17 protein-coding genes are annotated in these 16,682 nt (G+C 30.4%); 12 read left to right on the forward strand and 5 right to left on the reverse strand.

The window, feature by feature from the left end; all coding sequences use genetic code 11:
• Genes pyrC through ruvX form a run of 3 tightly spaced genes read right to left on the reverse strand, consistent with a single transcriptional unit; the run spans nucleotide 1 to nucleotide 2,727 of the window.
• On the reverse strand, nucleotides 1-1,287 hold the full coding sequence (gene pyrC / locus ACIJYA_RS02880; protein ID WP_435089012.1) for a dihydroorotase: 1,287 nt from the start codon (nucleotides 1,285-1,287) through the stop codon (nucleotides 1-3).
• Nucleotides 1,288-2,229, reverse strand: a complete 942-nt coding sequence (locus tag ACIJYA_RS02885) for an aspartate carbamoyltransferase catalytic subunit (RefSeq protein WP_435089014.1) — start codon at nucleotides 2,227-2,229, stop codon at nucleotides 1,288-1,290.
• Nucleotides 2,230-2,271: 42 nt separating this feature from the next.
• Nucleotides 2,272-2,727 (reverse strand): Holliday junction resolvase RuvX, encoded by a 456-nt coding sequence (gene ruvX, locus ACIJYA_RS02890; RefSeq protein ID WP_435089016.1) that lies wholly within the window; start codon nucleotides 2,725-2,727, stop codon nucleotides 2,272-2,274.
• A 50-nt stretch (nucleotides 2,728-2,777) separates the two neighbouring features.
• On the opposite strand from ruvX, the gene gatC reads away from it, so the two are divergent.
• The 10 genes from gatC to ACIJYA_RS02940 all read left to right on the forward strand — a co-directional run bounded on the left by gatC (nucleotide 2,778) and on the right by ACIJYA_RS02940 (nucleotide 12,476).
• Nucleotides 2,778-3,065 (forward strand): Asp-tRNA(Asn)/Glu-tRNA(Gln) amidotransferase subunit GatC, encoded by a 288-nt coding sequence (gene gatC, locus ACIJYA_RS02895; RefSeq protein ID WP_435089018.1) that lies wholly within the window; start codon nucleotides 2,778-2,780, stop codon nucleotides 3,063-3,065.
• Nucleotides 3,065-4,522, forward strand: coding sequence for an Asp-tRNA(Asn)/Glu-tRNA(Gln) amidotransferase subunit GatA (gene gatA / locus ACIJYA_RS02900; RefSeq protein WP_435089020.1), 1,458 nt, complete (start codon nucleotides 3,065-3,067; stop codon nucleotides 4,520-4,522). The genes gatC and gatA overlap by 1 nt, the downstream gene beginning before the upstream one ends.
• The gene (gene gatB / locus ACIJYA_RS02905) at nucleotides 4,522-5,997 is read left to right on the forward strand and encodes an Asp-tRNA(Asn)/Glu-tRNA(Gln) amidotransferase subunit GatB (RefSeq protein WP_435089022.1); all 1,476 of its coding nucleotides are present in this window, start codon (nucleotides 4,522-4,524) and stop codon (nucleotides 5,995-5,997) included. The genes gatA and gatB overlap by 1 nt, the downstream gene beginning before the upstream one ends.
• A 5-nt stretch (nucleotides 5,998-6,002) precedes the next feature.
• Nucleotides 6,003-6,653 (forward strand): O-methyltransferase, encoded by a 651-nt coding sequence (locus ACIJYA_RS02910; RefSeq protein WP_435089024.1) that lies wholly within the window; start codon nucleotides 6,003-6,005, stop codon nucleotides 6,651-6,653.
• Nucleotides 6,653-7,561, forward strand: a complete 909-nt coding sequence (locus ACIJYA_RS02915; protein WP_435089026.1) for a rhodanese-related sulfurtransferase — start codon at nucleotides 6,653-6,655, stop codon at nucleotides 7,559-7,561. The genes ACIJYA_RS02910 and ACIJYA_RS02915 overlap by 1 nt, the downstream gene beginning before the upstream one ends.
• Before the next feature lie 7 nt (nucleotides 7,562-7,568).
• Nucleotides 7,569-8,939: an MATE family efflux transporter gene (locus tag ACIJYA_RS02920; protein WP_435089028.1), complete on the forward strand. Its 1,371-nt coding sequence runs from the start codon at nucleotides 7,569-7,571 to the stop codon at nucleotides 8,937-8,939.
• Nucleotides 8,902-9,381, forward strand: coding sequence for a thermonuclease family protein (locus ACIJYA_RS02925; protein WP_435089030.1), 480 nt, complete (start codon nucleotides 8,902-8,904; stop codon nucleotides 9,379-9,381). The genes ACIJYA_RS02920 and ACIJYA_RS02925 overlap by 38 nt, the downstream gene beginning before the upstream one ends.
• 44 nt (nucleotides 9,382-9,425) lie before the next feature.
• On the forward strand, nucleotides 9,426-9,935 hold the full coding sequence (locus ACIJYA_RS02930) for a TRAP transporter small permease subunit (protein ID WP_435089031.1): 510 nt from the start codon (nucleotides 9,426-9,428) through the stop codon (nucleotides 9,933-9,935).
• A gap of 2 nt (nucleotides 9,936-9,937) precedes the next feature.
• The gene (locus tag ACIJYA_RS02935; RefSeq protein ID WP_435089033.1) at nucleotides 9,938-11,275 is read left to right on the forward strand and encodes a TRAP transporter large permease; all 1,338 of its coding nucleotides are present in this window, start codon (nucleotides 9,938-9,940) and stop codon (nucleotides 11,273-11,275) included.
• A 124-nt stretch (nucleotides 11,276-11,399) separates the two neighbouring features.
• Nucleotides 11,400-12,476, forward strand: a complete 1,077-nt coding sequence (locus ACIJYA_RS02940) for a C4-dicarboxylate ABC transporter (RefSeq protein WP_435089034.1) — start codon at nucleotides 11,400-11,402, stop codon at nucleotides 12,474-12,476.
• A gap of 46 nt (nucleotides 12,477-12,522) precedes the next feature.
• Here the strand turns inward: ACIJYA_RS02940 and ACIJYA_RS02945 are convergent, their stop codons facing one another.
• On the reverse strand, nucleotides 12,523-13,278 hold the full coding sequence (locus ACIJYA_RS02945) for an SDR family NAD(P)-dependent oxidoreductase (protein WP_435089036.1): 756 nt from the start codon (nucleotides 13,276-13,278) through the stop codon (nucleotides 12,523-12,525).
• A 1-nt stretch (nucleotide 13,279) separates the two neighbouring features.
• A complete protein-coding gene (locus tag ACIJYA_RS02950; protein ID WP_435089037.1) occupies nucleotides 13,280-14,656 on the reverse strand; it encodes an aldehyde dehydrogenase family protein in 1,377 nt (458 codons plus the stop codon).
• A gap of 71 nt (nucleotides 14,657-14,727) precedes the next feature.
• Here ACIJYA_RS02950 and ACIJYA_RS02955 point away from each other — a divergent pair, with 71 nt between their 5' ends.
• Together ACIJYA_RS02955 and ACIJYA_RS02960 are read left to right on the forward strand one after the other, a co-directional pair.
• Nucleotides 14,728-15,894: an iron-containing alcohol dehydrogenase gene (locus ACIJYA_RS02955; protein WP_435089038.1), complete on the forward strand. Its 1,167-nt coding sequence runs from the start codon at nucleotides 14,728-14,730 to the stop codon at nucleotides 15,892-15,894.
• Entirely contained in the window at nucleotides 15,891-16,679 is a 789-nt protein-coding gene (locus tag ACIJYA_RS02960; RefSeq protein ID WP_435089040.1) for a glutamine amidotransferase-related protein, read from the forward strand. Before ACIJYA_RS02955 ends, ACIJYA_RS02960 begins: the two co-directional genes overlap by 4 nt.
• Nucleotides 16,680-16,682: the final 3 nt, after the last annotated feature.

Here is a 16,682-nt window from a genome sequence, read left to right on the forward strand (position 1 = left end):
TTATATTTTAAATAATTCCTTACCTTTTACAAATGTATTAGTTACTTTGCCTTGAAGTTTTTTATCTTCTATTGAAGTATTTTTAGATTTTGAAACTAAGTTTTCTTTTTTTACAATCCATGGTTTATCTAAATCAACTATACATAAGTCAGCATCACTTCCTATTGAAAGATTTCCTTTGTTAATACCTAAAATTTTTGCTGGATTAGATGTTAAAGCTTGGATTATAGTTTCAAGTTTAACAGATCCATTGTGATAAAGTTCTAGACTTAATGATAAAAGCGTTTCTATACCAGAAGCACCTGTTGCTGCTTGAGAAAAAGTTAGTCTTTTAGACTCTTCATCTTCTGGTTTGTGATCTGAAACAATTACATCTATAATTTTATCTTTTAATCCTTGAACAAGAGCCTCTCTATCTTCTTCTTTTCTTAAAGGTGGTGATAATTTTAAAAATGTTTTGAAGTCTCCAATATCATTTTCATTCAAAGAAAGATTATTTATTGACACACCACATGTAAACTTAATGTTGTTTTTTCTTTCTTTAATTGAATCCACTGATTTTGCAGATGAAATTTGTGATATGTGATATCTACATTTTGCATTTTCAAGTAAAGTTAAATCTCTTTCAATTATAATTCTTTCAGCAATATCTGGTATCCCTGATAAACCAAGTTTGGTCGCTATTATACCAGAATTAATCATCCCATTTTTTGATAGGTGAAAATCTTCAGCATGTTGCATTATCAGGCATCCTAAATCTTTAGCTGAATTCATTATCTTGGACATCAAACTTGTATTTTGAATAGTTTTCACTCCATCTGTAAAACCAATTATACCCTTGCTTGCTAGTAGACCAAATTCAGTCATATTTGTACCTTCTGCATTTTGAGTTAGTGAAGCACAAGGAAATATATTTATTTTTGATTTATCTCTTCCTCTTCTTTTTAAAAAATCTACTATTGATACGTTATCTATAATTGGATCTGTGTTTGGCATTGTAACAACTGATGTTACACCACCCGATAATGCTGCATTGCTCAGGGTTCTAAAATTTTCCTTATATTCATATCCAGGCTCACCAACAAATACCCTCATATCCACAAGTCCAGGGAATATATATTTATCTTTTAAATCTATAGGCTTTTCTCTTGTTGGTAAATTATGGGTATTTACTTTTTTGCCTATAGCTTCAATTTTACCATCTTCACCAATAATTAAGCCTCCATTTTCATTTAATGAATTATATGGGTCAATTATATTTGCATTTATAAAATATTGTCTTTTCATTTATTCACAAAAAATTTTTAAACAAGCCATTCTCACAGCCACACCAAGTTCTACCTGTTCTTTAATTACACTTTTGTTAATATCGTCTGCCAATCTTGTATCAATCTCAATACCTCTGTTCATTGGCCCAGGGTGCATTATGATTGCATCTGGTTTTGCGTGATCCATTTTATCTGGTGTTAGGCCATAATATTCATAGTATTCACGGTTAGAAGAAAGAAACGAACCTGTCATTCTTTCATTCTGCAATCTCAACATCATTACTATGTCACAATCTTTTAGACCCTTGTTCATATCTGTAAAAGTATTTACACCAAATTTTTCTATTTCTTTTGGCATTAGATTTGATGGGGCAATAATATTTACTTCTGCACCAAGCATTGTTAGTAAATAAATATTTGATCTTGCAACTCTTGAATGAAGTATGTCACCACAAATTGCAATTTTAAGACCTTCAATTTTTTTTTTTCGATTAATAATTGTTAAAGCATCCAAAAGTGCTTGAGTAGGGTGTTCTCTTCTGCCATCACCCGCATTTAATACAGCGCAATTAACTTTTTGTGATAATAGGTTACATGCTCCAGAGTCTTGGTGTCTAATAACAATTATATCAGGATGCATAGCGTTTAAAGTCATAGCGGTATCAATTAAAGTTTCACCTTTTTTGACTGCTGAATTTCCCATATTCATAGACATTACATCAGCACCCAATCTTTTACCTGCTAACTCAAATGAGCTTTGTGTTCTTGTAGATGGTTCAAAGAATAGATTAATTTGAGTTTTGCCATTTAATACATTTAATCTTTTATTCTTACTTTGATTAAGCTTAATAAATGCCTGCGACTCATCTAAAATTAAATTAACATCATTAATTGATAAATCTTGGATACCTAACAAATGTTTTTGAGAGATTTTAATAGCTTTAGTTGTTTTAGTTGCCATTAAAATTAACTCTATAACTATAAAGTACTAATATGGCAAGAATTAATTATTTAAAAAATCGATTGCACCCTGTAGTATGAACGCCGCTGCATTTTGATCTATATTTTTTTCCCTTTTGCTAACATTTACATCAAGTTGACTGGATATATTAAAAGCACCTACGGTAGATAGTCTTTCGTCCCATAGGCAAACATTTACATCAATTGCCTGATCAATATTTTTTGATACATCATTTACTGATTGAGCAGATCTACCTAAAGACCCATCCATATTAATAGGATTGCCAATTACTATTCCTTTAATATTATATTCGCTAATTATCTCCTTTAATTGGTCAATTAATTCATTTGTGTTTGTTTTGTTAATAGTTTTAAAGGGGGTTGCAATAGATTGTCTTTCATCACAGATAGATACTCCAATTCTTTTAGAACCAAGATCTAATCCAATTAATCTAGAGGGTTCAGACTGTTTTTTTTTTAAATCTTCAATAGTGATCATATTGTATATTTTTAACTTAAGTGATAGTTTGCGACATATTTAAATATCATATGAGCATTGATCTTAAAACAATAAAGCACATTTCTAAACTATCAAGAATTTCAGTTGATGAGCAAAAAGCTGAAAAACTTGCAGGTGATTTAAACTCAATTTTCAAATTTATTGAAAAATTGAATGAATTAAATACTGATAAAGTTGAGCCATTAACATCTGTAGCTGAAACAACTTTAAAATTTAGATCTGATGAAGTTAAAAATCAAAATATTAGAGAACAAATTATAAAAAATTCTCCTGAAGATAACGAAGATTTTTTTGTAGTTCCGAAAGTTGTTGAATAATGTCTGATATAACTTCTCAATCATTAACATCATTAGTCAAAAATATTAAAGAAAAAAAACTATCATCAGAAGATGTTACGAAAGCATTCGTTGAACGTTCAGAAAAATCAAAAGAATTAAATTCTTATATCTCAGAAGATTTTTCAAATGCTATCGAAAAAGCAAAAAAATTTGATCAAAAACCAAATCTTGATTTAAAACTTCCAGGAATTCCAATGGCAGTTAAGGATCTTTTTTGCACTGAAAATATTAGAACTACAGCAGGAAGTAAAATTTTAGAAAATTTTATTCCAACTTATGAATCTACAGTCACCCAAAATATTTGGAACGAAGGTGCCATCTTACTTGGTAAGTTAAACTGTGATGAATTTGCTATGGGCTCTTCTAATGAAACAAGTTTTTATGGAAATGTGCAAAACCCAATTGATAAAGGTTTGGTACCAGGTGGATCATCGGGAGGATCAGCGGCTGCCGTAAGTGGTCAACTAACACCGATTACTATAGGAACAGATACTGGTGGATCAATCAGACAACCAGCATCTTTTACTGGCACAGTTGGATTAAAACCTACTTATGGAAGCTGTTCAAGGTATGGAATAGTTGCCTTTGCATCTTCACTAGACCAAGCGGGACCAATGGCTCAAAATGTTGAGGATTGTGCATTGTTACAGGAAGTAATTAGTTCTTATGATAACAAAGATTCTACATCAATAGATTTTAAAAGAAATGAATATAGCAAAGATTTAACCAAAGATATTAAAGGAAAAAAAATAGGAATACCTAAAGAATATAGAGTAGAGGGCATGCCCAAGGAAATTGAAGAGTTATGGCAAAAAGGAATTACGTATGCAAAAGATTGTGGTGCAGAGATAATTGATATTTCATTACCTCATACTAGTTACGCTTTACCAACATATTATATAGTTGCACCTGCAGAAGCTTCTTCAAATTTAGCACGATATGACGGTGTTAAATATGGTTTTAGAGCCAAAGGTGAAAATTTGATTGATATGTATGAAAAAACAAGATCAGAAGGTTTTGGTGATGAAGTACAACGAAGAATAATGATTGGTACGTATGTTTTATCATCTGGATATTATGATGCTTATTACCTTAAAGCACAAAAAGTTAGAAAATTAATTAAAAATGATTTTGATGAAGCCTATAAAAAAGTAGATGCAATTTTAACTCCATCAACACCTACATCAGCATTTAAAATCGGTGAAAAGAAAGATGATCCAGTTTCAATGTATTTAAATGATATTTTCACTGTACCTGTCAACTTAGCGGGATTACCTGCCATTTCTATCCCAGCTGGTCATGATACTTCAGGATATCCTTTAGGATTACAAATTATTGGCAAAGCATTTAAAGAACAAGAAATATTAAACCTAGCATATGCAATGGAAGATAAGATTAAATTTAAAAATAAAATTACTGACTGGTGGATTAAATAATGTCTAAAGATAATTCAGAATATTTAATTGAAAGATATGATAATGTTTATGAGGTTGTCATAGGGTTAGAGGTGCATGCTCAAGTGACTTCAAATTCAAAACTATTTTCATCCTCTTCGACAAAGTTTGGTGCTGAACCTAACACTCAAGTAAGTTTGGTTGATGCAGCATTTCCTGGAATGCTACCTGTAATCAATGAATATTGTGTAAAACAGGCAATAAAAACAGGAATTGGTTTAAGAGCTCAAATTAATAAAAGATCTGTTTTTGACAGAAAAAATTATTTTTATGCTGATTTACCTCAAGGTTATCAAATTTCCCAATTTAAATACCCTATAGTGGGAGAGGGGACTGTTGTTCTTGATATGCCCAATGGACAAAAAGAAGTCGGCATTGAAAGACTTCATTTAGAACAAGATGCAGGGAAAAGTATTCATGATATGGATCCACAAAACACACTAGTAGATTTAAATAGATCAGGTGTAGCATTGATGGAAATAGTTAGTAAACCGGATTTAAGAACTCCCGATGAAGTAAGTGCTTATATTAAAAAGCTAAGATCTATAATGAGATATTTAGATACTTGTGACGGTAATATGCAAGAAGGTTCTTTAAGAGCTGATGTAAACGTTTCAGTAAGATTAAAAGACTCAAAAGAACTTGGAACACGTTGTGAAATTAAAAATGTAAATTCTATTAAATTTATGCAAATGGCAATTGATTATGAGGCAAATAGACAAGTTGATCTAATTGAAGAAGGTAAATCTATTGACCAAGAAACAAGATTGTTTGATACAAAAAAAAATGAAACAAGATCAATGAGATCTAAAGAAGATGCTCATGATTATAGATACTTTCCAGATCCAGATTTATTACCATTAGAAGTTACAGATGAGTTTATAGAACAATTAAAAGTAGATATCCCAGAATTGCCTGATGATAAAAAGAAAAGATTTATAGATGAATTTAAATTGTCTGCTTATGAAGCAACAATATTAGTATCTGATATTGAAACTGCAAAATATTTTGAAGAAGTTGTTGCAAAAATGGGTAAGAACCGTGATATGAAATTAGCAGTTAACTGGATTACAGGTGAATTATTTGCTATTTTAAACGATAAAAATTTAGAAATATCCGAAAGCCCAATAAGTGCAAAAAATTTAGCAAAGTTAATTAATCTAATTAAAAATGGAACGATTTCTGGAAAGATAGGTAAGACAATATTTGAATTAATGCTTAGTGGGGATAAAGATCCCCAAGTAATTGTTGAGGAAAAAGGTTTGAAACAAGAAAGTGACCCTAAAGCTTTAGAAGCTTTAATTGATAAAATAATTAATGATAATCGTGAGAAAGCTATTGAATATAAGAACGGTAAAGTAAAACTATTTGGTTTCTTTGTAGGTCAGGCAATGAAAGTTTCAGGTGGTAAAGCAAACCCTCAATTAATAAATGAGATATTAAAGAAAAAGCTTTAATAAAAATGGGTGCAAACCTTGAAATAACTGAAAAATTACAAAATTATATTAATGATTTTGGATTAAAGTTAAATCCAATTCAGCAAGAAATAATTGATTACAATAATACATTAGGCGACATCAAAAGGATGCAAATTGATCCATCTCAATGCTATTTTTTGCATTTAATCGTAAAAATCTCAAATATAAAAAATGTACTAGAAATTGGAACTTTCACAGGATTAAGTGCACTCTCAATTTCACTAGCTTTACCAGAAGAGGGTAGACTGACAGCGCTTGATAAAAATGAAAAAACTAACAAGGTGGCATTAAATTTTTTTAAAAAAGCAAACCAAGATCACAAAATTAAAACAATAATAAAACCAGCTTTAGAAAGCTTAGAGGAACTTAAAAATAATAAATTTGATATGGTTTTTATTGATGCAGATAAAATGAATTACAAAGAATATTACGAAAGATCATTAAATCTAATAGACAAGGGTGGTTTAATAATTGTTGATAATGTTTTGTGGCATGGAGAAGTTGCTGATAAAAGAAATTTAGATAAATACACAGTAAACATAAGAGAATTTAATACCCATGTTGCTAATGATAAGCGTGTTGAACAAATTATAATTCCTTTAGGAGACGGTATGACAGTCTGTAGAGTTTTATAATGTTTAAAGTTCTTGGTTTTTATAAATTTGTAAAAGTTACATTTTTAAAAAAGAAAAAAGAATCTATGCAAAGATTCTTTATTAAAAATAATATAAGAGGAACCATTATTATTGCTAAAGAAGGGTTAAATGGAACACTATCAGGTCAAGTAAAAGATATAGAGAAAACAATTAAGAAACTTAAATCACTATTTTCTTTCAAGAATTTTGATAATAGCAATAATTCTAAATCTACTTTCCAACCTTTTCACAAACCTAAAGTAAAAATTAAAAAAGAAATTGTTCCAATGAATTTAACGTTAAATTCTAAAGAAAGAAATTTAGAAACTCATTTAGATCCAAAAGAATGGAATAAATTAATTAAAAAAAAAGATACCCATATTATTGATACAAGAAAGCCTTTTGAATTTGACGTAGGAACATTTAAAAAATCGGTAAATCCAAATGTAAATAATTTTAGAGATTTTCCTAAATATCTAAATAAATTAAAAAAAAACAAACCAGTAGCCATGTTTTGCACTGGTGGTGTTAGATGTGAAAAAACATCAGTATACTTAAAGAACAAAGGTTTCAAAAATATCTATCAATTAAATGGTGGTATTTTAAATTATCTCAAAAATACTAAGAAAAAAGATAGTATGTGGAAAGGTGAGTGCTTTGTTTTTGACAACAGAATCAGTCTCAAACACGGTTTAAGTGTTGGAAGCTATTTCATGTGCAGTGGATGTAGAAAACCAATTTCACAAAAAGACAAAAAATCAAAAAAATTTGAAGAAGGTGTTTCTTGCCCAAAATGTCACGATAATCTGACAAAATCTCAAAAGGCAAGATTTAGAATGAGACAAGAACAAATAAATCTTGCTAAAAAGAGTGGTTCAAAGCATATATTCCAAAAAGAATATAAATAAAAATAAATTGTCTAAACAAATAAATTTAACAAAAGATCCTATATGGGATCTTCTAAGAAAAGTAACCATCCCCGCAAGTGTTGGTTCGTTATTTCAAACCTTTTATAATTTAGTTGATACTTGGTTTGCAGGTAGAATTTCTGCTGAAGCTATAGGAGCAATTGCTAAATCTTTTCCTATATATTTTGTAATCATTGCTGTAGGTGTAGGTATTGGCGCTGCCACAAATGCTTGTATTGGTAATTTATTAGGTGAGAAAAAAATTAATAAGGCCTCACTATTTATTGCTCAATCCGTAGTTTTTGCAATTCTTACCTCTGTAATAGTAACTCTATTTGGTTTAAATGCTTCCAATTTTCTCTTAGGTGTAATGGGATCTGATGCAACAGGTATAACTCTTACAAGAGAATATTTAGATATTATTTTTTACGGTACATTCATTGTGATGATTCAAATTTCTTTGAATGGTGCCTTGAATGCTCAAGGTGATACTAAAAGTTATAGAAATGTATTAATTTTTAGCTTCTTTTTAAATATTTTTTTGAACCCATTATTTATATGGGGTTATGGATTTATACCAGCTTTTGGAATTGCTGGTCTTGCTATAGCAACTGTAATTTCACAATCAATAGGAACATTTTATTTAGCCTATAAGATCAATTCATGTAAATTAAAAAAATATTTATATATAAAGTGTTTTATTCCTAACTTTGATATGTTGAGAGAATTATTTTCTCAAGCCTTACCCATAATGTTTAGTATGTTGTTTATAGGTGTTGGAATATTCAATATTTTGTATTTTATTGGTCAATTTGGAGAACTAGCTACTGCTGGTTATGGTGCTGCTTTAAGAGTTGAGCAAGTGTTTTTATTACCAGTCATTGGTTTAAATACAGCGGTTCTTTCTATAGGGGGTCAAAATTTTGGAGCAAAAAAATTCAACCGAATAAGAGAATTATATTCAAAAGCTCTTTTGTTTGGCTCATCTTTTATGGTAGGAGCTGGAATAATATTATTTTTTGGTGCGGAAATTTTTGTATCACAATTTACAGATAATGTAGAAGCAATCAAACATGGTACTATTTATCTTAAAGTTGCAGCTTTGATAGGCCCAATTTATCCGGTGTTCTTTATCACAACAGCAGTATTTCAAGCTCTTAAAAAACCAATTTACAGCCTGTATTTAAGTATTTTAAGATTAACAGCATTTCCATTTTTGTCCTTATGGTATGTGATTAATATAAGGGGTGGTAATTATAATGATATATTTTATACAATAATGGTGACTAACTGGGTCATGGGTATTGCCTTAATCATCTTCATTGGATATTTCTTAAATAATGTATTTAAGCAAAAGAAAAGCCATTTTAGTTATTAGTGTTTCAGCGCTAGTTTTTTTTTTCACATATACCGACATTAAACCACAAGATATTAAAATAACGGATGGAGATACAATCAAGATTAATGGTGAAAAAATTAGATTTAGTGGAATAGATACACCAGAATTAAAACAAAACTGTATTAAAGAAGGTGAGATTAATCCTTGCGGAATAATAGCCAAACAAATTCTTACAGATAAGATTGGAAATAATAAAGTTATTTGTATTCGTGAAAGTAAAGATCAATATAAAAGAACTTTAGCAGAGTGTTTCGTAAATGATGAAAGTTTATCCAGTTATCTTGTTAGAAGTGGTTATGCATTTGCTTACAGAAGGTATTCAAAAAAGTTTATCCCAGATGAAGATTATGCGAGAATTAATAAAATTGGTATGTGGGACATGAAATTTAAGTATCCGTGGGATTATAGAAGAAATAATTAAAGTTTGATTGAAATTTCTATATGAATTATACATTTTAGTATTTTATGCCAAAAATATTTTCAATTTATGTAAATATAATAGACGCCATTTGCATTAAAGTAGGTAGGTTTGTGATGTATGGAGTTTTCTTCATGATGTTTCTTTTAATTTTATCATTTGTTACAAGAAATATTATCAATTACCCTTTGATGTGGATTATTGAAATGGCCCAATTTACTATTACTGCTTATTATCTTTTAGGTGGCGGTTATTCAATGCTAGCAGATGATCATGTAAGAATGGATTTGTTTTATGGAAAGTTATCAAAAAAAGGAAAAGCTAAAATGGATATTTTTACAAGTTTTTTTCTTATTTTCTATTTAGCTATTTTGTTTTTTGGATCAATAACTAGTTTAATTTATACTATTGAGACAAAACAAAAACTTTTTACTGCTTGGGCCCCATATGTTTGGCCAATCAAAACTTTAATGCTAATAGGAATTTTGTTAATGCTTCTTCAAGCCTTTTCTTCATTGTTTAAAAATATAGCTAACGTAACAAATAGAAAAATATAATTATGTTAGCTCAATATTTAAGTTATGAATTTATTGCTCTTTTTATGTTTGTAACAATGCTTGTTATGATGTTTACAGGACAAAGAGTTTTTGGTGCTATTGGATTTGTTGCTGCAGCTTCAGCCTTATTGATTTGGGGTGATGGATCTATTGAAATGCCTTACACCGCGACATGGAAACTTTTTAAGTGGTACCCAATGTTAACTTTGCCATTATTTATTTATATGGGTTTTATGATTTCAGAATCAGGAATTGCAAGTGACCTTTATAAAATGTTTCATGTTTTATTTGGTGGATTAAAAGGAGGTTTGGCTATTGGCACAATGTTTATGATGGTCGCAATTTCAGCTATGAATGGTTTAAGTGTTGCCGGTATGGCAATAGGTGCAACTATAGCGATACCTGAAATGCTAAAAAGAAATTATGACAAAAGAATGATCACGGGTGTTGTTCAGGCAGGTAGTTCGCTGGGTATTTTAATTCCACCAAGTGTTGTCATGGTTTTATATGGAATGATTGCGCGTCAACCTGTTAGCAAATTATGGATGGCTGGAATTTTACCAGGACTATTAATGGCATCTTTATTTTTAATATATATTTATGTGAGATGTAAATTACAACCAGAACTTGGACCCCCATTACCAAAAAAAGATAGAAATATTTCAACTTTAGAAAAAATTAAATTACTTAAGGCAGGAGTAATACCTTTTCTAATTTTTTTTCTTATGACAGGATTATTCTTAATGGGTATCGCAAGCTTAGTTGAATGTTCTGCAGTAGGCGCATTACTAGCAACATTAGCTTCTATCTTTAAAAAAAGGTTCAACAGAAAAGTATTAGATGCTACTTTAAAAAAGACATTAGGTGTTTCTTGTATGTTTATGTGGATAATATTAGCAGCTTTAACTTTCGGTGCTGTATTTGATGGATTGGGGGCGGGGAGAGCTATTGAAACATTATTTATTGAAAGATGGCAACTTTCGCCATGGGGTGTTTTAATTATGATGCAACTTTCATATATTCTCATGGGAATGTTTTTGGATGACACGGCTATGTTGGTAATAGTTGCGCCTCTTTATGTACCATTGATCATCGCATTAGGTTTTGATCCAATTTGGTACGGTGTTCTTTATACGATTACTTGTCAAATTGCTTACATGACACCACCATTTGGATATAATTTATTTTTAATGAGAGCCATGGCTCCAAAAGAAATTTCTTTACAAGATATTTATAGTTCAATAGTTCCATTTGTTTTAATAATGGTCTTTGGCTTAGCCATTGTCATGATTTTCCCTGAGATTGCGACATATCTTCCTGAAAAGTATTTATCAAGATAAAATTCAACTTATAGTTTAATTAAATTTTTTTTATAAAATTTATTTATTAAAAAAATAAATATTAAGTTTCATATCATCTAAATTTATAATAGTCTTTTAGCTTAACTTACGTAAAGGAGATCACGTGAAAAAAAATAAAAAAATAATAACGAGCAAGAGGCGTTCGTTTATTAAGAAAGCAGGTTTACTAACGTTAGGAGCTGCAGGTGCTACTACTATTAAAGCGCCTTATGCTTTTTCTGCAACAAACCCGATTAAATGGAGATTACAGACTTATTCTGGAGCTCCTCTTGGTGCGCACGTTATCAAACCACAAATAGAAGCATTTAATAAAGCTGCTCATGGTGAAATGGAAATTGAACTTTATTATGCAGATCAATTAGTTCCAACTGATGAGCTATTTAGAGCTATGCAGGCAGGTACACTTGATGCGGTACAAAGTGATGATGCTACAATGGGATCTCCAGTCGATATTTCTGTTTTTGGAGGATACTTCCCGTTTGCAACTAGATATAGCTTGGATGTACCAGCTTTATTTAAATACTATGGTTTAAATGAAATTTGGGATGAAGCTTATAGTGAAGTTAAAGGTGTTAAATGGTTAAGTACAAGTGCCTGGGATCCATGTCATCTTTTCACTGTTAAGAAAAAAGTTACTTCTTTAGCAGATATGAAGGGATTAAGAGTATTTGGTGTTCCTACAGCTGGTAAATTCTTAGCTCAATATGGCTTAATTCCAGTAACTGTTCCTTGGGATGATGTTGAAGTTGCTATGCAAACAGGAGAACTTGATGGAGTATGCTGGTGTGGATTTACAGAAGCATATGAAGTGGGTTGGGCTGACATTTGTAAATATGCACTAACTAACTCTGTTACAGGAGCTTGGTTTGGTTCTTATTTTGCTAACCAAAAAAGTTGGGATAAATTAAGTCCTAAACTTCAAGCACTTTACAGAATGTCTATTAATGACTCACATTACTATAGACAAGTTTGGTATTGGGGTGGTGAAGCTAAACTTCGTGTTGAAGGTAAGAAGATGGAGCTTACAAGTTTACCTGATAACGAATGGGGAAGAGTTGTAGAAGATTCCAAAAAGTTTTGGGATGATACTTCAAAAATTAGTCCTCGTGCTAAAAAAGTTGTTGATGCATTCAAAGCTTATGCTTCAACAATGGATAAAGCAGGATATCCTTACAGATAAAGATCATAATTTTAGGCGCCTTTTTCTTAAAGGTGCCTAATTAAAATTAAGGCTTTGATGTAATACCACCATCAACAATCAGTTCGGTCCCAGTAATATAACTAGCTTGATCACTTAGTAAAAACATAGAGGCATTTGATATATCCTCAGGTTTACCAACTTTTTTTAAGGGGATAAATTTTTCTAATTTTTTTTTTGCTTTAGGGTTTTTTTTCCATCTAATTTGCATTCCAGTATCTATAGGTCCAGGTAAAATTATATTTGATCTAATTTTATTTCCAGCAAATTGAATTGCAAAAGATTTAGAAAGTCTTATCATAGCAGCTTTTGATGCCCCATATGCATCTTGAGGTTTGTCATCCCCTGACAAGGCATCTATGGAAGAAATATGAACCATTGATCCAAAATTTTTTTTAATCATTTTAGGAACAATAATTTTTGAAAGGAAAACCATTGGCTTTAAATTAATTTGAAAAACTTTATCCCAAATTTTATCATCTATATTAATGGCTGATACATCTTTATCGAACCAAAGAACACCAGTAGTGTTGACTAAATAATCTATACTTTTGTTTTTTTTGTAAAATTTATCGATATGAGTTTTTATCGACTTTAAATTTGTTACATCAACTTTTTTAAATTCACAATTTTTATTTTTTTTTAAAAAATCATAACTAGGACTTTTAAGGTCCAACATCAAAACAGAAATATCATTTTGAGATAATTTTTTGGAAATTTCTAAACCCATTCCACCAGATGCACCAGTAATTATAGCTGATTTTCCTTTGTAGCTTAATTTCATGTTATTGTTCTTTTCTTAAATGAAAACTTTTTGGAGCTGTTAATTTTTCATAAGCAATCTCAGATAATGAGCAGCCTTTTCCAGTTTCTTTAACACCAGTCCAAGAAAGTGCTGGATCTAAATAATCACATCTGTTCATATAGAAAGTACCCGTTTGAACTTGGTTACCTATTTTTTCAGCTACACCCATGTCCTTTGTCCAGATAGAAGCTGTTAATCCGTAGGGACTGTCATTCATCAATTTTATAGCTTCGTTTTCATCTTTAACTTTCATTATACCCACACATGGTCCAAAAGTTTCCTCTGTCATAAAACTCATATCATGATTAACATCAATTAAGACTTGAGGTACTAAATAATTTTTATGCTGATTGGGGAAATTAAATTTACTTTCATCAATCATTTTTTTTGCCCCCTTATTAATAGCATTATTCATTTGATTTAAGATAAAATCAGCAGCTGATAATTTTACAACCGGGCCTAAATTAGTATCTTTATCTAAAGGGTTTCCAACTTTATAATTATAAGTTTTTGAAGCAAACAGTTCTATAAAATTATTATAAATTTTTTCATCAACATAAATTCTTTCAATTCCACAACATGATTGACCGGAATTAAAAAAAGACCCATCTACTAAATTTTCAACTGTTTTTTCTAAATCACAATCGTGTCTTGCGTATGCCGGATCTTTACCGCCTAATTCTAAAGCCATATCTATGAATTTGCTGTGAGTTGCTCTTTGTACATCATATCCAGCTTTTACTGATCCAGTAAATGACACAAAGTTAATTCGTTTATCAGAAACTACTTTTAGACTGTCTTCATGATTTAAATGCAGGTAATTGAAAACATCTTCGGGTAAAGTTTTTTTTGCTGATTCATATAATTGTTCAGCACACAAAGGTGTTTGTGCAGAATGTTTAAGGATGACTGTATTACCAGATGCCATTGCCGGTATTATGGAGTTAACAGCAACTAGATATGGATAATTCCAAGGTGCGATTACAAATACTACTCCTAAAGCCTTTCTTTTAATAAAACTTTTAAAATTACTATCTTTAGCTACATCAATATTTTCTAATTTTTTTTCTGCTATTGATAACATGTAGTCAGCTCTTTCTTTAAAACCATTTAATTCACCAGCAGCTTGTGAAATAGGCCTTCCTATTTGTCTACTTAATTCCTCGCTTATCATGTCACCTTTAGATAAAAAATCTTCAACAAATTTTGTTAATAATTTAACTCTTTCTTTAACATCTAGTTCAGCCCAAGATTTTTGTGCTTTCATTGAATTATTTATAGTTTGTTCAATTTTGTCAGAGTGATATTTTCTCTCAACATAAACAGTATTATCAATAGGTGTAATTGTTTTTTGCATAAATATTTTAGTTAAAATTGATTAAGAAAATGATATACAACATCTAATTTCATATAACAGTAAATATTATTATGCAAAAATACAACTGGAATTATCCAACTACAATGTGGGTAGGTGAAAATAGAATTAATGATATTGCCTTAGCTTGTCAAAACTTAGGTATTTCAAAACCATTATTAGTAACAGACAAAGGTTTGGCTGAAACCGATATTGTGAAAAATACTTTAACAATATTAAAAGTTAATAAGATTTCTACAGAATTATATTTTAATGTCGTTGGTAACCCGACAGGAACAAATGTAACTGAGGGTGCCAATTATTATAATAAAAACAGTTGTGATGGAGTAATAGCTTTTGGCGGTGGTAGTGGCCTAGATGTTGGTAAAGCTATTGCGTTTATGTCCGGGCAAACATTGCCATTATGGGATTTTGAAGACGTAGGAGATAACTGGACTAAAGCTAATTCTGATAAAATTGCTCCAATTATTGCTGTTCCAACAACTGCTGGTACTGGTTCTGAAACAGGACGTGCATCTGTAATTTTAAATGAAGAAACAGGTGTAAAAAATATAATTTTTCATCCTAAATTTTTGCCATCAATAGTTATTCTTGATCCAGTTTTAACACTTGGTTTACCTGCAAAAATTACTGCTGCAACAGGAATGGATGCTTTAGCTCATAATTTAGAAGCTTATTGTGCTCCAGGATACCATCCGATGGCTGATGGTATAGCTCTAGAAGGTATGAGAATAATTAATGAATGGTTACTTGAAGCTGTTAACAATGGTTCAAATATAGAAGCACGTCAAAATATGCTTACAGCTGCAAGTATGGGGTCAACTGCATTTCAAAAGGGATTAGGTGCAATTCATTCATTGAGCCATCCTGTAAATGCCTTAAATAATATTCATCATGGTTTATCCAATTCAATATTCATGCCTTATGTATTAACTTTCAATAAGAGTGTTATTGAAAAGAAGATAATAAAAATTTGTGATTACTTAGAACTTAATGAACGATCTTTTGATGGTTTTGTTAAATGGGTTTTAGATTTAAGAAAAAAACTAGATATGCCTCACAAACTATCCGATGTGATTGATGAAAAGGATTTTGATCTTGATAGGTTGTCAGAAATGGCTTTAGCAGATCCCTCTACAGGTGGTAATCCAAAAAAATTGAGCAAAGAAGATATGAAAATAATGTATCAACATAGTATGACTGGCGAATTGTTTAAATGAGTAATTTAAATATTTTAATTGTTGAGGGTAATATTAGAGAAGATAGTGAGTTCTTTATTAAAGCTGCTGGGGCCTCGGCAGCAGACAATTTAAGAAATTTAATTTTAAAAATAAATCCGTCAACAAATGCAGAAATTATAAATCCTGGTCATGACGATGAAACAAGTAAAGCCATTAAAAATATGAGTAAATACAATGGTATTATTTTTACAGGTGGTGCAATGAGAATAAATGATATGACCGATGTGATTAAAAAACACATTAATTTTGCATCTAATTGTTTTAATCAAAATAAGAAGATCCTAGCAATTTGTTGGGGATTACAAGTTTGTACGACAGCAGCAGGCGGTAAGGCAAATCCTGGAAAAAATGGTGCACATATTGGAATTGCATCTGATGTGATCATTAACAATGAAGGTCATAAACATTTTATATACAAAGATAAAAAAAATGAATTTACCACACCAGCATTTAATTTTGATGAAGTTAGTGAATTACCAAAAAATGCTACTCTCCTGTCAAGCGATAAGGTTAATAATGTGATGGGTGTAAGTTTTAATGTAGGAAATTCTGAGATTACAGGCTTACAATATCATCCAGATTATGAATATTATCAGATGATTAATCTAATTGCAGGCCGTAAAGAGAGATTATTTAAAAATAAAAATTTTTTAAATGAAGAAGAATATCAAAAACATATTTCATATATAAAAGCTGAAAATGAATTATTAGATTTTGAAGATCGAACTTGCGAAGTTAGGAATTGGTTAAATTATATTAAGTAAAAT

This window comes from Candidatus Pelagibacter bacterium nBUS_29 (genome assembly GCF_051200905.1).
Taxonomy (GTDB): Bacteria; Pseudomonadota; Alphaproteobacteria; order Pelagibacterales; family Pelagibacteraceae; genus Pelagibacter.

Bases quoted from the DNA above. Each gene is read 5' to 3' on its own strand.
- pyrC (WP_435089012.1), bottom strand. From the start codon at position 1,287: ATGAAAAGACAATATTTTATAAATGCAAATATAATTGACCCATATAAT.
- ACIJYA_RS02885 (WP_435089014.1), bottom strand. From the start codon at position 2,229: ATGGCAACTAAAACAACTAAAGCTATTAAAATCTCTCAAAAACATTTG.
- ruvX (WP_435089016.1), bottom strand. From the start codon at position 2,727: ATGATCACTATTGAAGATTTAAAAAAAAAACAGTCTGAACCCTCTAGA.
- gatC (WP_435089018.1), top strand. From the start codon at position 2,778: ATGAGCATTGATCTTAAAACAATAAAGCACATTTCTAAACTATCAAGA.
- gatA (WP_435089020.1), top strand. From the start codon at position 3,065: ATGTCTGATATAACTTCTCAATCATTAACATCATTAGTCAAAAATATT.
- gatB (WP_435089022.1), top strand. From the start codon at position 4,522: ATGTCTAAAGATAATTCAGAATATTTAATTGAAAGATATGATAATGTT.
- ACIJYA_RS02910 (WP_435089024.1), top strand. From the start codon at position 6,003: ATGGGTGCAAACCTTGAAATAACTGAAAAATTACAAAATTATATTAAT.
- ACIJYA_RS02915 (WP_435089026.1), top strand. From the start codon at position 6,653: ATGTTTAAAGTTCTTGGTTTTTATAAATTTGTAAAAGTTACATTTTTA.
- ACIJYA_RS02925 (WP_435089030.1), top strand. From the start codon at position 8,902: ATGTATTTAAGCAAAAGAAAAGCCATTTTAGTTATTAGTGTTTCAGCG.
- ACIJYA_RS02930 (WP_435089031.1), top strand. From the start codon at position 9,426: ATGCCAAAAATATTTTCAATTTATGTAAATATAATAGACGCCATTTGC.
- ACIJYA_RS02935 (WP_435089033.1), top strand. From the start codon at position 9,938: ATGTTAGCTCAATATTTAAGTTATGAATTTATTGCTCTTTTTATGTTT.
- ACIJYA_RS02945 (WP_435089036.1), bottom strand. From the start codon at position 13,278: ATGAAATTAAGCTACAAAGGAAAATCAGCTATAATTACTGGTGCATCT.
- ACIJYA_RS02950 (WP_435089037.1), bottom strand. From the start codon at position 14,656: ATGCAAAAAACAATTACACCTATTGATAATACTGTTTATGTTGAGAGA.
- ACIJYA_RS02955 (WP_435089038.1), top strand. From the start codon at position 14,728: ATGCAAAAATACAACTGGAATTATCCAACTACAATGTGGGTAGGTGAA.
- ACIJYA_RS02960 (WP_435089040.1), top strand. From the start codon at position 15,891: ATGAGTAATTTAAATATTTTAATTGTTGAGGGTAATATTAGAGAAGAT.